A 14,300-nucleotide genomic window follows, 5' to 3' on the forward strand; every position below is an offset into this window, starting at 1 on the left:
CGGCATCGGATCTGAATTGCACGGCCACGAAAGTGGCATTCCTGAGAGGTTATGTTTGTGATCGATAAAACGGCTGTCATCCATCCGACCGCGGTGATTGAAGAGGGCGCTGTGATTGGTGCCGGCGTTCGCATTGGTCCTTATTGCTGCGTCGGCGGCGATGTCGAGATTGGTGAAGGCACCGTACTGAAGTCGCACGTTGTCGTAAGCGGCCATACCCGCATTGGCCGGGACAACACCGTCTACCCGTTCGCCACGATTGGAGAGGACAACCAGGACCTGAAGTACGCCGGCGAGCCGACGCTGGTGGAAATAGGCGATCGGAACAGAATCCGGGAGAGCGTCACGATCCATCGCGGCACGGTCCAGGGCGGCGGCGTTACCCGGGTTGGAAACGACAATCTTCTGATGGTCAACGCTCATGTTGCCCACGATTGCATCGTGAGCAACCATTGCATTCTGGCAAACAATGCAACGCTAGGCGGTCACGTAATTCTGGACGACTACGTAATTATTGGCGGGATGGTTGCGGTTCATCAGTTCTGCATCATCGGCGCGCACGTCATGGTGGGGGGCTGTTCGGGCATCGCCCAGGACGTACCGCCGTTCGTGATTGCCCAGGGCAATCACGCTTCGCCCGTTGGTGTGAACACCACGGGGCTGCAACGCCGGGGTTTCAGCAAAGAGGCAATACAGGCCATTCGACAGGCCTACAAGCTGCTGTACCGGAGCGGCAAGACGCTTGATGAAGCGAAGCCGGAGATCGCGGAGATCGCCTCTGCTCACGCCGAAGTCCAGCCGTTTTACGAGTTTCTGACTCGCTCGACTCGCGGTTTGATTCGATAAGGTCCTGTGCGGCAATACGCGGGCTATGTCGTCGGGAGAATTGTCGCCCGACGACAGAAAGCGTGAGCCTGGTTCCGCCTAGAACGTATACGCCACCTTGCCGAATGCCGTGCGGCCGAGCGAGTTGTAACCGTATGCGGTGACGTACTGCCGGTTAAACAGGTTCGACAGGTTGGCGGAGACGGTGAGGTGCGAATTGATCCTGTACGCGGCGCGCAGATCGACTCGCGTGTACGACGGCAGATAGGTCGTGTTGTACTGGTCGTCGAAGGTCGAGCCGCCATAAAGCAGCGAGACGCCGGTGCTGAGCGCGTGCAGGTGGAATTCGTCCCACATGTGGTCCACGCTCAGACTAATCGTCTGGCGCGGACGGCGGGGGAGCCACGTCTGATCCGTGACGTCCTGCGGATTCATTATGCCGACCGCAACGCTAACCGGCGTCGATTTGCCGATAGTGCCCTTGTAGGACAGATCGATGCCCTGGATGTGCGCGCGCCCGATGTTCACGGGCATACTGAGCGCGGGGTTGAACGAGATCAGGTCATGAACCCGGGTGTCATAAACGGCGGCCGTGAAGGTGCCGAGCGAGGTCGACGCGTCTAGCGCTGCCTCCACCGTATCGCTGCGCTCGGGCAACAGATTCGGGTTCGAATAGCCCGGATAGTACAGATCGTTAAACGTCGGCAGGCGGAAAGCATTGCCATACGAGAGGCGCGCCGTATAAACCGGCGTGATCGCATAGGCCACGGCGACATTGCCGGTATTGACCGACACACCCTGGACAACGTCGTGGCGACCCGCGAGGAACACCGTCAGCGCACCGAGCGTGGCCGACTGATGGAGCGAGAAAGACGAATCGTTGCGGGCCGGCAAGCCTTGAGGCACATCCACCGGCATGAACGCCAGCTCACGGCTGAAATCGTACGCAACTTTTGATTCTCCGGATAGCGGCAGACCGAACAGCGTCAGCCCGCGCTCCTGATGCGTTAGCGAGGTCGTGGTGCTCAAACGCGTCGAATCGAACTCATCGGACGGAATGCCTGGGTTGTTCGCGTAGACGAACTGGCGGTCCGTCGCATAACCCACCGACTGGTCGAACTGGGTGGTCGGCGTCACGTCCAGATGAAATGCGAGGCCCGTCGTCAGTTGATGATCGAGCTGCCGGTCGGCGCCGCCGGCATTGTCGTACGACAGATCGGACTTGTGATACAGAGCGAACGCGGAGAGCGACCAGTTGTCGTGCGCGTAACCGAGTCGCGCGTCCACGTCCTGCGCATGGTACGGATTGCGGCCGTCCTCGTGACCGTAGGCGTACGGCTGGGTCGCATCGATCCCGGCGGTGTTGTAGTCGTGCAGGCCGAGCGAGTAGGTCAGTCCGGAGAGTGCCGAAAGCGGACCCGTGGACGGGATACTGCCGGACGTGCGGATCTGTGTATCGAAGGTCTTGTTCGAACCGCCGCCTACCGAAACGGTGGTCCGATTCGGCTGATTGGATGCATGGTTGGTGAACAACTGTATGACGCCGCCCATCGCGTCCGCGCCGAACGAGGCGGCCGCCGGCCCCGAGATTACCTCGACGCGGTCGAACGCGGAGGTCGGCAGATCGGCCCACGCAGCTTGCCCGGTGGTCGAGGAACCGACCCGGATGCCGTCGATAAACACCGCGACCTGACTGGCCGACGAACCGCGGATACTGACCGCGGCGGAAGAACCGGGTCCGCCGGTTTGGGAAATGGTGACGCCGGGCAGCGTGGCGAGGGCCTGCGTGATACTCGGGTCGGCGGGCGTAAGACGATCGAGATCGGCGCGCGTCAGAACCTGAGTGGTGGCGAAGCGTTGGTCGAATGATTGCGGCAGATGTTGCGTGTCGCCGCTGACGAGAATATTCGGCAGCGTGGTTTCAGCCGGCGTCTGCTCCGGCTGCTGCAACGGCGTGTCGTCCGCGGCCTGTGCAACCTGCCATGCGGAGACGGTCAGGGCAGAGGTGATGATGAGTCGACGGAACTTCATGATGAGATGGGCTCGTTCTTGCTGATTTCTATATGGGTGGCGAGCTGGAGGACCAAGGGGCCAGCGGCCGTTTAGCCGCGCTCAAAGATTTAATGTGTGGCGCAACAGGCTTCCAGTTCGTCGTAGCGCTTCAGGCGACAGGGGACGAACGAGCCAGGCCAGGCGGCAATCCTGAAGGCGGCGAAAGCGCTATCCATGGCGACGACGCGCCGACGCGAGGCTCCCCCTTTAGGGAACCGGATTGAACAGCAGTGGACATGACAGATCCTGAGGCTTGGGCTGTCGTTGCAGCGGGCAACCGCTCAAGAGCGGTGCTTGCACATCGGGACACCCCGCCCGGTGCGGCTGCGCAGACCTCGGTTCGATGGCAGGTCTCCTGGCTCACGGGTCAATGTCACGTGCCGACCTTCCCGGTGCTCTGCTCCAGTGGTCATGAATGGCACGGACTCGCCGCTTACAGTTGCGGGGGCAGCCGCAGATTCGGAGCATGGCTGCTCGTACTGCGTTCCCTTTGATCCCGATAACGGGAACCATCAGCGCGAAGCGTACCGATGCGTAGTGGTTGCCGTCAATCACCACGGCGTTGGCGGTACGCTTCCTGTTGTTATTACGCCTGGCTTACTGGACTGCAAGCCTTTGCCGCAGTGCCCTGGCGGCCAGCACCATATTGGACAAGGCGGCTTCCGTCTCCGGCCAGCCCCGGGTTTTCAGGCCGCAGTCGGGGTTGACCCACAAACGGTCGGCGGGGATGACCTCGCAGGCGCGTTCGAGCAGGCGCTGCATGGCTTCGGCACTCGGCACGCGCGACGAATGGGTGTCGTATACGCCGGGTCCGATTCCGTTGGGATAGGCGAACTCGCCGAAGCCGTCGAGCAGCTCCATCGAAGAGCGCGATGTCTCGATCGTGATCACGTCCGCATCCAGCGCGGCGATCGACGGCAGGATGTCGTTGAATTCCGAATAGCACATATGGGTGTGGATCTGCGTGGCGTCGGAAACGCCGCCCGCCGAAATCCTGAAGGCCCGGGTCGCCCAGTCGAGGTAGTCTGACCAGTCCGCCTTACGCAACGGCAAGCCCTCGCGAAAGGCGGGCTCATCGATCTGAATGATGCGGATGCCGGCCTTTTCGAGGTCCATAACTTCGTCGCGAATGACGAGCGCCAATTGGAGCGCCGTGGTCGAACGCGGCTGGTCGTCACGAACAAACGACCATTCGAGCATGGTGACCGGTCCGGTCAGTACGCCTTTCACCAGGCGGTCGGTCAACGACTGCGCATGGCAGGCTGCGTCCACGATCATCGGCTCGGGCCGGTAGATGTCGCCGTAAATGATCGGCGGCTTGACGCATTGCGAGCCGTAGTTCTGGATCCATCCGTTTTCGGTGAGCGCATACCCCCAGAGCTTGTCCGCAAAGAATTCGACCATGTCGTTGCGTTCGACTTCGCCGTGCACCAGCACGTCGAGCCCGAGTTCTTCCTGTCGCCGGACGACGGTCGCCGTTTCGGCCCGCATACGTTCGAGATACTCGAGCGCGCGCATTTCGCCGCGGCGATAGGCGGCGCGCGCTTGCCGGATCGCCGGCGTTTGCGGAAACGAACCGATTGTCGTGGTGGGCAGGAGCGGCAATTTGAGCGAGTGGCGCTGCACACGGCTGCGTTCGGCGAACGGGCTCTTGCGGCTGGCCATGGTCTCGGCGATAGCGGCGACACGCCGCTGAACCAGCACATTGAATACCGCTCCGGAGTGGCGGCGCGACTCGAGTGCGGTGGTCGCTGCGGCGAGCGCCGCCCGGGCTGCTGCCGGCAGCCCGGCGCCCGGCAGCCCGGCGCCCAGGTGGCGCAGCGCCAGTGCAATCGTGCTGAGCTCATCGAGTTTTTCAGTCGCGAAGGCAAGCCACGATTTGAGTTCGGCATCGAGTTTCTTTTCGGACGCGAGCGTGACCGGCACATGGGCCAGCGAGCAGGACGGCGCGATCCACAGCCGGTCGCCGCGTTGCGCGTAAAGGCTCTTGAGCGAAGCGGCAATGGCAGCCAGATCGGCGCGCCAGATGTTGCGTCCGTCGATAACACCGACCGACAGGACCTTGTCCGCCGGCAGCGCCGAGCACCAGGCCTCCAGTTGCTGCGGCGCCTTGACCAGATCGATATGCACACCATGCACGGGCAGCTTGGCGACGGTTGGCGCGTGCCCGGCGGCGGTGTCGAAATAGGTTGCCAGCAGCACCTTGACGCCGGAGTCGCCCAGCACGGTGTACACGGCGGAAAACGCTTCGAGCCAGTCCGCTTCGAGATCGACGCAGAGCGCGGGTTCGTCGAGTTGAACCCACTCGATACCTCGCGCTTTCAGCGTGTCGAGAATACGCAGGTAGCGGATGACCAGCCGAGGCAGCAGCGACAGGCGGTCAAAACCCGCCACGCGGCTTTTGGCTAGCCACAGATAGGTGATGGGTCCGATCAACACCGGCTTGACCGCGAGATCCAGCGCGAGTGCCTCGTCGATTTCCTCGAACAGCCAGTCGACGCCGCCGTCGAATGTCGTGTCGGGACCGAGTTCCGGCACCAGGTAGTGGTAGTTGGTATCGAACCACTTGGTCATTTCCATGGCCGGCTGCGCCTTGTTGCCCCGCGCCAGTTCGTGATACTGGGCGAGCGACAGGGTCTTCGGCTCGAAGCCGAAGCGCTCCGGCAACGCACCGAGCAGGGCGGTCAGGTTCAGCATCGGGTCGTACCACGCGAAATCGCCGGCCGCGACGAAATCCAGCCCGGCGGCGCGCTGCAATTCCCAGTGACGCGCGCGCAACGCTTTTCCGACTTCACGAAGATAGGCGTCGTCGGATTCTCCGCGCCAGAAAGATTCCTGGGCGAACTTGAGTTCGCGATGCGCGCCGATGCGCGGAAAGCCGGATATGTGAGTGCGGGCCATGCGGAATCCTTGAGTGAATGCCGCGTAGTGTGCAAGTCACGCTATGATTCATCAAGCGACATGTTTTCATCATCATATGAACCACATTCATATCAGGTTTTTCTCTTCTTTTCTGTACTGTCATGACCGGCGCGGGCGGTGCCATGCTTGAACTGCGTCATCTGCGTTCGCTCATTGCGATCTCCGAATCGGACAAGCTGGTGAGCGCCGCCGAGCGGGTCAATCTCAGCCAGTCCGCGCTGTCGCATCAGATCCGCGATATGGAAGCTCACTACGAGGTGTCCCTGTTCGAACGCACCCGGCACGGGCTGCGTTTTACGGCCGCTGGCGAGCGGCTGCTTGCGCTGGCGCGGGACACGGTGGCCGCGGTGGCCACCGCCGAGCGCGATCTGGTTCGCCTGAAGGGCGACGTGCGCGGCGAGCTTCGAATCGTGCTGGAATGCCACACCTGCTTTGACTGGCTGATGCCGGTCATGGATGAATTTCGCCGGCGCTGGCCGGAGGTCGAAGTCGACCTGGTCGCCGGGTTCCATGCCGACCCGATGAAACTGCTGAACGAGGGCAAGGCAGACGTGGTGATCGGCTCGAAGCCCGCCGCGCGGCGCAATCTGCACATTGCGCCGCTGTTCCGGTTCGAGATACAGATCGTGATCGCCAATGAACACCGGTTGCGCAACAAGCGGCGCGTCGGTCCCGACGACCTGCAAGGCGAGACGCTGATCACCTATCCCGTGCCGGAATCGCGTATCGATCTGATTCGCGAAATTCTGGAGCCGGCCGGGATCAAGCTCGAACGGCGCACCGCGGAATTGACCATCGCGATCATGCAACTCGTGGCGAGCCGCCGTGGCATTGCGGCGCTGCCGAACTGGGGCGTGAAGAATTACGTCGACCACGACTACGTGCTCGCGAAGCGCGTCGGCGCCGGTGGACTGTGGAGCGAACTCTATGCCGTCGCACCCAAGGCAATCGCGGGGCGGCCGTACTTCGACGATTTCGTGAGGATCGTCCGGGATATCTGCGCGGCCCAACTGGACAGCATCGAGCTGATATCCGGCAATCCGTGAGCGCTTGCAGGCGCGTCCAGCATCAATTGACATCAGCCGCGGATGTGCTCGACCGGGACTTCCGCCGCTTTAGCCAGGAGTTGAAGTGATGAAAAAAATCCTGATCATCGGAATTGGAGCAGGGGATCCTGACTACATGACCGTTCAGGCGATCAACGCGCTCAATCGGGTCGACGTATTCTTCGTGATGGATAAAGGCCTCGCGAAGGAGAAACTCGTTGCGCTGCGCAAGCAGATCATCGAGCGATTTATCGACGGTGACGCTTATCGGATCGTCGAGGCCACTAGCCCTGAACGCAGACGCGACGACACCGATTACCGATCGACAGTCGACGAGCTGAACCGCGACAAGCAACGCCTGTTCGAAGCCCTGATTGCAGACGAACTGCGCGACGGCGAAGTCGGCGCTTTCCTGGTGTGGGGCGACCCATCGCTCTACGACAGTACGATCCGCATCATCGAGGCCATTGCGCAAGAGGGGCGGCACGCGTTCGACTATGACGTGATTCCCGGGATCAGCAGCGTCCAGGCGCTGGCCGCACGGCACAAGGTCCCGCTGAACCTGATTGGCCGGTCGATCGCGATCACCAACGGCCGCGCGCTCGCCGAAGGCTTCCCCGCGAATGTCGACAGTGTCGTCGTGATGCTGGACTCGCAGAATGCCTATCGGCATCTCGCGCACGAAGACCTGGACATCTACTGGGGAGCGTACGTGGGCACGCCCGACGAAATTCTCATTGCGGGAAAGCTGCGCGACGTGATGGACGAAATTGAGCGCGTCAGGGCGGAGGCTCGGCGCGCCCATGGCTGGATCATGGACACGTATCTGCTGCGTAAGCGCGACAGCAAATGAAAGATGACCACCGGAAGGTGGCCATCTTTCACACAACCGGCTTGCCGGTTGCGGCGCCGGCCAGTTGTTTCACGCGGTAAGCGCGGCAAGCGCGACTCGCACGGAGCGGACCGCGCACGCGCGTTAGACGCAAGCGCGCAGCTTCTTCGCCGCCGCCACCATGTTGGTCAGCGCCGGAATGACCTCTTCCCACTGGCGCGTCTTCAGGCCGCAGTCCGGGTTCACCCACAGGCGCTGCGCCGGAATGCGTTCGGCGGCTTTCTTCATCAGTTCAACGATGTGTTCTTCGGTCGGGATGTTCGGCGAGTGAATGTCGTACACGCCCGGCCCGATTTCGTTCGGGTAGTTGAAGTTGTCGAATGCGTCCAGCAGTTCCATATCCGAGCGCGAAGTCTCGATGGTGATCACGTCGGCGTCCATGTCGGCGATCGACGAGATGATGTCGTTGAACTCCGAATAGCACATATGCGTATGGATCTGCGTTTCGTCATCCACGCCGTTGGCGGCGATACGGAACGACGTCACTGCCCAGTCCAGGTATTCCTGCCATTGCGACTTGCGCAGCGGCAGACCTTCGCGCAAGGCTGCTTCGTCGATCTGGATCACGCGTACGCCGGTCTTTTCGAGGTCGAGCACTTCTTCGCGGATCGCCAGCGCCAACTGGTAGCACGACACCGAACGCGGTTGGTCGTCGCGCACGAACGACCAGTTCAGGATCGTGACCGGGCCTGTGAGCATGCCCTTCATCGGTTTGCTGGTGAGCGACTGCGCATACTTGATCCATTCCACCGTCATCGCCTTCGGGCGGCTGATGTCGCCGAACAGAACAGGCGGCTTCACGCAGCGCGAACCGTACGACTGCACCCAGCCGAACTGGCTGAACGCATAGCCGTCGAGCTGTTCGCCGAAGTATTCCACCATGTCGTTACGCTCGGCTTCACCGTGCACCAGCACGTCCAGCCCCAGCGTTTCCTGCTCGCGCACGCTGCGTTCGATCTCGGCCCGCATCGCGGCCTTGTAACCGGCTTCGTCCAATGCGCCGCTCCTGAACTGGCTGCGTGCATGACGGATCGCGCCGGTCTGCGGAAACGAGCCGATGGTCGTGGTCGGGTAGGGCGGCAGCTTCAACAGGGCAGCCTGCTTGTCGGCGCGCGCCGGGTAGGTGTTCTTGCGCTGACCGAGGGCCGGGCTGATCTTCGCGAGGGCAGCCTTGACCGCCGAGTTATTCACACGCGGTGACGCGCGGCGCGCGGCAATCGCTGCACCGTTAGCGGCCAACTCTGCCTTGACGGCGTCGCGGCCATTGTTCAGCGCGCTCGCCAGCACCTTCAGTTCGCCCAGCTTTTGCAGCGCGAAGGCGAGCCACGAGCGGATTTCCGCATCCAGCTTCTGCTCGCTTTCAAGGTCCACCGGCACATGCAGCAGCGAGCACGACGGTGCAATCCAGAGGCGCTCGCCCAGTTGCTTCGCGACCGGCTCGAGCCAGTCGAGCACGCCGTTGAGGTCGGTCTTCCAGATGTTGCGGCCGTTGATCACGCCGAGCGACAGCACGCGGTCCTGGGGCAATTGTGCAATCGCGGCAGCGACTTCAGCGCGCGCATTGATTGCATCCAGATGCAGGCCTTGCACCGGCAGCTTGCAAGCCAGCGGCAGGTTGTCGAGCAACTGGCCGAAGTACGTCGCCAGCAGCAGCTTGACCTTGCTGTTCGCCAGCGTGTCGTATGCGGTGACGTACGCCTGTTGCCACTCGGCGGACAGTTCGGTGACGAGGACCGGTTCGTCGATCTGCACCCATTCGACGCCTTGCGCCGCCAGCGCGGCCAGCAGTTCGGCGTAGACCGGCAGCAGACGCGGCAGCAGCGCCAGCTTGTCGGAGTCGTCCTTGGCCTTGCCCAGCGCCAGGTAGGTCACCGGGCCGACGATCACCGGCTTGGCCTTGACGCCTTGTGCGTTGGCCTCAGCCAGTTGTTCGAGCAGACGCGACGGGTCGAGCTTGAACTCGGTACCGGCGCTGAATTCGGGGACGATGAAGTGATAGTTGGTGTCGAACCACTTGGTCATCTCGCCGGCAGCAACGCCGCCGCAGCACGCGCCGTGCTCTTCGGCGCCTTTGGCCGAACGGCCGCGGGCGACGCGGAAGGTGTTGTCGAGCGCATCGCCATGGAAGCCCCGCACGCGTTCCGGCAGGTTGCCCAGCGTGAAGCTCATGTCCAGCACCTGGTCGTAGAAGGCGAAATCGCCGACGGCGGCGAAGTCAAGGTCGGCCTGGCGCGCCCAATGACGCTGGCGCAGTTCGGCGCCCAGCGCTTTCAGTTCGGCGAGCGAGGATTCGCCCTTCCAGTAGGACTCGAGCGCGAATTTCAGTTCGCGCTTCGCGCCGATGCGGGGGAAGCCCAGATTATGTGTGGTTGCCATCGTGTCGCCTTGATTCGATCAGGTTGCGGATCGAGGCATGCTAGCTAAGGCGTCTCATGAAGTAAAATGGTGTTAATTCAACGAACCATTAGTTTTTCTCATATATCATGCTCGAGAGAGTTCACCTGGCGATTGTCCAGGCGGTGGACAAACACGGCTCGCTTACCGCCGCAGCGGAAGTCCTGTGCGTGACGCAGTCCGCCCTCAGCCACTCCATGAAGAAGCTGGAGCAGCAACTGGGAACGGATATCTGGTTGCGTGAGGGCCGCAGTTTGCGCTTGACCCAGGCGGGCCAGTATCTGCTGGCGGTTGCCAACCGCCTGCTGCCCCAGCTGGTTCAGGCCGAGGAGCGGCTTAAACAGTACGCGCAGGGCGAACGCGGGGCATTGCGCATCGGCATGGAATGCCATCCCTGCTATCAGTGGTTGCTCAAGGTGGTGTCGCCGTATCTCGCGCGCTGGCCGGACGTGGACGTCGACGTCAAGCAGAAATTCCAGTTTGGCGGCATCGGCGCGCTGTTCGGCTACGAAATCGACCTGCTCGTCACGCCGGACCCGCTTTACAAGCCGGGCTTGCGCTTCGAGCCGGTGTTCGATTATGAGCAGGTGCTGGTGGTGAATCGCGAGCATCCGCTGGCCGACGTGGAGTACGTGAAACCCGAGCAATTGACCCGGGAGGTGCTGGTCACTTATCCGGTCGAGACCGACAGGCTCGATATCTACAATCAGTTTCTGATGCCCGCGGGCGTAACGCCCCGGCGTCACAAGGCGATCGAAACCACCGACATCATGTTGCAGATGGTGGCCAGCGGCAGAGGCGTCGCGGCGCTGCCGCGCTGGCTGGTGGAGGAGTATGCCGACAAGATGAACCTGGTCCCGGTGCGGCTGGGGCGAAAGGGAATCGCCAAGCAGATTTTCCTGGGCGCCCGCGAAACCGATACGGAAATTGACTACCTCAAGGCCTTCATCGAACTGGCTCGCATGCCTGCTGCGGCCTCGATCGAAACCGGGCAAACACCGTAATCCGGGCGGTTCGCTGCATTCCTGCCGCATTCCTGCTGTGTGGCCGTGTCCGAGCAATAAAGAATGCCCGGGCTCACTTATCGGCAATGACCGGCGTTCTCTCGATCAGTGAGCGGATCAGTTCCTGATCGACCGGGGTTGCCGGGTTATAGACCACCATCCGAAGATCCGGCCGTCTGTCGACCGCGAACGACGAGTATTCCAGCGAGATCGGCCCCAGCACGGGGTGGCGCAAACGCTTGATGCCGTCGCCGTGACTCTGCACTTCATTGTCCTGCCACATGGCGGCGAACTCAGGGCTTGCCCGGCACAGTTCGTCGACGAGCGGCGCCACTTCGGCGTCGGCGCCCGCGCGCGCGGCATCGACCCGGAAGGCGCCCACTACCATGCGAGCCACGCTTGTCCAATCGAACTGCGCGGCGCGCACGCGAGGGTCGCAGAAGATCATGCGCAAAATGTTGCGCCGTTCAGGGGGCAGGGTGGCGTAGTCGGTGAGCACGGCCGCGGCCGCGCGATTCCATGCAACCACATCCCACGTCGCAGTCCTTAGGATTGCCGGGCTGTAGGGCAGCGCTTCGAGCAGGCGTTGCAGCCGGGGCGTGATCGCGTCGCTGCTGCGATAGCGGACTTCGGGCGGATGGCCGAGGCCGAGCAGGAATACATGCTCGCGCTCGACCTCGGTCAGCATCAGCGCCTTCGCGATGCGGTCCAGCACCTCCGCCGACGGGTTGCCGCCGCGCCCCTGCTCCAGCCACGTGTACCAGGCCGCGCTGATATTGGCGCGTTGCGCCACCTCTTCGCGGCGCAGCCCGGCCGTGCGCCGCCGGCCACCGGAAATACCGAAGGAGGCGGGATCGAGCCTGGTGCGGCGGTTCTTCAGATAGCTGCCGAGGCGGTTGCCGCTTTCGTCGTCGTTCACTTGCGCCATGCTTAGCCTGTTAAGACGTATACCCGGATAATCTCACCGCTTTAACAGGATGATTTTGCCTCGTAGATTGCTCCCAATCAACCTGATTCGGGAGTACTTCAGATGCGAGTCTTTGTTACGGGAGCGACCGGTTTCGTCGGCTCCGCTATTGTTCGCGAGCTGCTCGGGAACGGCCATCAGGTGCTCGGCCTGACCCGCTCGGCAGAGGGCGCGGCGGCACTCGCCGCAGCCGGCGCCGAGGCGCACCATGGGTCGCTGACCGACCTCGACAGCTTGCGCCGGGGCGCGGCGGCGGCTGATGGAGTCATCCACACTGCGTTCAATCACGATTTCTCCCGCTTTGCGCAGAGCGCGGAGGAAGACCGGCGGGCGATCGAAGTACTAGGCGGCGTGCTCGAAGGCAGCGAGCGTCCGTTGCTCGTCACGTCCGGCACGGCGTCGCTGAGGCATGACGGCAACGTGGCGACCGAGACGGATCGTCCTCCTGTACCGTCCGACAGTTTTCCTCGCGCGTCGGAGGCGGCGGCAGAAGCGCTTGCCATGCGCGGCGTGCGGGCGAGCACGGTGCGGCTGGCGCCGTCCGTTCACGGTGAAGGCGATCATGGGTTTGTCCCGCGGCTGATCAGCATCGCGCGCGAGAAGGGCGTGTCGGCGTACGTGGGCGACGGCCTCAACCGCTGGTCCGCCGTGTATCGTCTGGATGCCGCGCGCGTTTTCCGGCTCGCGCTCGAGCGCGGCGCTATCGGCGGTCCCTATCATGCAATCGCTGAAGAGGGCGTGCCGTTCAAGGCGATTGCCGAACTGATCGGTCAGCGGCTCGGGGTGCCGGTTGTCGCCATGTCAAAGGACGAGGCGGTGGCTCATTTCGGATGGTTCGGTATGTTCGTCGGCATGGATTTGCCGACCTCGAGCGCACGAACCCGCGAGGTGTTGGACTGGACGCCGACCGGTCCGGACCTTCTCACCGACATCGGCCAGCCAGGCTACTTCGCGCATCCCTGATTGTCGGCGCCGAGTGGTTGGCGCGGCGCCGCTTGACCGCGACGGCTCAGGGAAACGCCGGAATAGTCGGATCCGTTCCCTCTATGTCCGCTTCCGGATGATGGCTCTTAACCAGTTCTTCGATTTCGTCGACACGATCCTTGCCGACGTCGACCATCATTAGTAACTCGCCCTTTTCGATCGCGCTTTCAAAGCGCTTCAAGCGGGTGCTTGGGATGCCGATCCCGATCATGGTCGCGGTCCATGCGCCGAACCCCGCGCTCGCCAGCGTCATCAGAACCACGACGCCGCCCGCGATCGTCAGCCCGGCGGGTGGAAAAGCCATCGCGACGAGTCCCGCGAGCATGCCCGTCACGCCACCCGCGGCAGTGCCGCGCGCTAGCGCGGGAAGCAGATCGCTGCGCTGCGTCAGCGTCGCCTCCGGCAACTGCTCCAGATGCACGTCCGGACGCGCGAGTACGTGGATATGGCGCCATTCGACCCGCTTCAGCAACAACTCGTCGATGATCGACTTCCCGCTTTGCACATCGGGCAATAGGAAATAAATGCGCCGCATATCGGGTCTCCTGTCGGTAATAATCGGCGCTCGATGCGAGGCGACGAGCCAAACCTTGCCGCCTCGATCACGACCGATTCCTACGTTATTTAGCTCAGACATTCAGACGCAGATAAAACTCCCGCGCACGCGCATGGCGTTCATGGTGCGCCGCGGCAGTTTTCGCTGCCGACTCAAGGCCTTCTGTCCGACCTCGTCTGTCCACGTGCCAGAACGAGGCGAGCCTGTAAGGCAGCTATCAGGGTTGCCCGGCGCTTCGCTAACGGTCCGCCGCTAGTCCCTTCAGATACGCTTCGCCCGCGTCCTGAGCGGCGGCGCGCATCGCGAACCTGTCGTCCGAAACCAGCGAACGTTTGACTTTTTTTGCCCCGAAGTCGACCAGCGTAATGACCCAGACATATTCGCCGGCCTGCTCTGACGTTTGCACGAAGGCGCGTAAATCTTCACTGTTGTTTGCGTTTGCGTTCATTGCGATCTCCTGAGTAAGCGTCGCGGAAAGAAAACGGCTCGTGTTCCGCATGACGGCCTGTTTTATGGGAGCTTGCCGATAATCGCGCTGGCTTCGCCCTTGGCGAACGCTCGGAGCGTTTGCGTGCGGACAATGCCGGCAGGCCCCGCGCGCAGCCCCAGATCGCGGAGCTGTGTTCATTCGGTGTTTCGACGCGCGTGATCTGAGTGT

Annotated in this window: 11 protein-coding genes and 1 riboswitch; of the genes, 5 read left to right on the plus strand and 6 right to left on the minus strand. The window is 62.5% G+C overall.

The genetic code is table 11. The features are described 5' to 3' along the window. Nucleotides 1-51: 51 nt before the first annotated feature. Nucleotides 52-846, plus strand: a complete 795-nt coding sequence (gene lpxA / locus AC57B6_RS26210) for an acyl-ACP--UDP-N-acetylglucosamine O-acyltransferase (protein WP_253044835.1) — start codon at nt 52-54, stop codon at nt 844-846. A gap of 78 nt (nt 847-924) precedes the next feature. Here the strand turns inward: lpxA and AC57B6_RS26215 are convergent, their stop codons facing one another. Then, the gene (locus AC57B6_RS26215) at nt 925-2,856 is read right to left on the minus strand and encodes a TonB-dependent receptor domain-containing protein (RefSeq protein ID WP_496422394.1); all 1,932 of its coding nucleotides are present in this window, start codon (nt 2,854-2,856) and stop codon (nt 925-927) included. 349 nt (nt 2,857-3,205) lie between these two features. Further along, nucleotides 3,206-3,406, minus strand: a riboswitch (cobalamin riboswitch). Between the two features lie 68 nt (nt 3,407-3,474). Beyond that, nucleotides 3,475-5,778, minus strand: coding sequence for a 5-methyltetrahydropteroyltriglutamate--homocysteine S-methyltransferase (metE, locus tag AC57B6_RS26220; RefSeq protein ID WP_496422395.1), 2,304 nt, complete (start codon nt 5,776-5,778; stop codon nt 3,475-3,477). A 143-nt stretch (nt 5,779-5,921) separates the two neighbouring features. Between metE (AC57B6_RS26220) and AC57B6_RS26225 the strand changes: the two genes are divergently transcribed. Then, complete coding sequence (locus AC57B6_RS26225) at nt 5,922-6,845, plus strand: LysR family transcriptional regulator (protein WP_106353055.1); 924 nt, start codon at nt 5,922-5,924, stop codon at nt 6,843-6,845. 88 nt (nt 6,846-6,933) lie between these two features. Then, entirely contained in the window at nt 6,934-7,698 is a 765-nt protein-coding gene (cobF, locus tag AC57B6_RS26230; protein WP_106352964.1) for a precorrin-6A synthase (deacetylating), read from the plus strand. Between the two features lie 123 nt (nt 7,699-7,821). On the opposite strand, the gene metE (AC57B6_RS26235) is transcribed toward cobF, so the two are convergent. Beyond that, a complete protein-coding gene (gene metE, locus AC57B6_RS26235) occupies nt 7,822-10,113 on the minus strand; it encodes a 5-methyltetrahydropteroyltriglutamate--homocysteine S-methyltransferase (protein ID WP_496422396.1) in 2,292 nt (763 codons plus the stop codon). A 107-nt stretch (nt 10,114-10,220) separates the two neighbouring features. Between metE (AC57B6_RS26235) and AC57B6_RS26240 the strand changes: the two genes are divergently transcribed. Next, the gene (locus AC57B6_RS26240; protein ID WP_183796703.1) at nt 10,221-11,135 is read left to right on the plus strand and encodes a LysR family transcriptional regulator; all 915 of its coding nucleotides are present in this window, start codon (nt 10,221-10,223) and stop codon (nt 11,133-11,135) included. A 73-nt stretch (nt 11,136-11,208) separates the two neighbouring features. Here the strand turns inward: AC57B6_RS26240 and AC57B6_RS26245 are convergent, their stop codons facing one another. Further along, nucleotides 11,209-12,063 (minus strand): helix-turn-helix transcriptional regulator, encoded by an 855-nt coding sequence (locus AC57B6_RS26245; RefSeq protein WP_496422397.1) that lies wholly within the window; start codon nt 12,061-12,063, stop codon nt 11,209-11,211. A gap of 102 nt (nt 12,064-12,165) precedes the next feature. Here AC57B6_RS26245 and AC57B6_RS26250 point away from each other — a divergent pair, with 102 nt between their 5' ends. Continuing rightward, complete coding sequence (locus AC57B6_RS26250; protein WP_496422398.1) at nt 12,166-13,065, plus strand: SDR family oxidoreductase; 900 nt, start codon at nt 12,166-12,168, stop codon at nt 13,063-13,065. 46 nt (nt 13,066-13,111) lie between these two features. On the opposite strand, the gene AC57B6_RS26255 is transcribed toward AC57B6_RS26250, so the two are convergent. Beyond that, nucleotides 13,112-13,621 carry a DUF1269 domain-containing protein gene (locus AC57B6_RS26255; RefSeq protein WP_028193950.1) on the minus strand — a complete coding sequence of 170 codons (510 nt, stop codon included), beginning with the start codon at nt 13,619-13,621 and terminating at the stop codon, nt 13,112-13,114. A 259-nt stretch (nt 13,622-13,880) separates the two neighbouring features. Continuing rightward, on the minus strand, nt 13,881-14,090 hold the full coding sequence (locus AC57B6_RS26260) for a hypothetical protein (RefSeq protein WP_183796700.1): 210 nt from the start codon (nt 14,088-14,090) through the stop codon (nt 13,881-13,883). Between the last annotated feature and the right edge of the window lie 210 nt (nt 14,091-14,300).

The organism is Paraburkholderia sp. BGA-UO-ETr-F12 (assembly GCF_059567945.1).

Excerpts from the sequence above, each read along its gene's own strand:
- AC57B6_RS26225 (WP_106353055.1), top strand. The coding sequence starts at position 5,922 with ATGCTTGAACTGCGTCATCTGCGTTCGCTCATTGCGATCTCCGAATCG.
- AC57B6_RS26245 (WP_496422397.1), bottom strand. The coding sequence starts at position 12,063 with ATGGCGCAAGTGAACGACGACGAAAGCGGCAACCGCCTCGGCAGCTAT.
- cobF (WP_106352964.1), top strand. The coding sequence starts at position 6,934 with ATGAAAAAAATCCTGATCATCGGAATTGGAGCAGGGGATCCTGACTAC.
- AC57B6_RS26250 (WP_496422398.1), top strand. The coding sequence starts at position 12,166 with ATGCGAGTCTTTGTTACGGGAGCGACCGGTTTCGTCGGCTCCGCTATT.
- lpxA (WP_253044835.1), top strand. The coding sequence starts at position 52 with ATGTTTGTGATCGATAAAACGGCTGTCATCCATCCGACCGCGGTGATT.
- AC57B6_RS26260 (WP_183796700.1), bottom strand. The coding sequence starts at position 14,090 with ATGAACGCAAACGCAAACAACAGTGAAGATTTACGCGCCTTCGTGCAA.
- AC57B6_RS26255 (WP_028193950.1), bottom strand. The coding sequence starts at position 13,621 with ATGCGGCGCATTTATTTCCTATTGCCCGATGTGCAAAGCGGGAAGTCG.
- metE (WP_496422396.1), bottom strand. The coding sequence starts at position 10,113 with ATGGCAACCACACATAATCTGGGCTTCCCCCGCATCGGCGCGAAGCGC.
- AC57B6_RS26215 (WP_496422394.1), bottom strand. The coding sequence starts at position 2,856 with ATGAAGTTCCGTCGACTCATCATCACCTCTGCCCTGACCGTCTCCGCA.
- metE (WP_496422395.1), bottom strand. The coding sequence starts at position 5,778 with ATGGCCCGCACTCACATATCCGGCTTTCCGCGCATCGGCGCGCATCGC.
- AC57B6_RS26240 (WP_183796703.1), top strand. The coding sequence starts at position 10,221 with ATGCTCGAGAGAGTTCACCTGGCGATTGTCCAGGCGGTGGACAAACAC.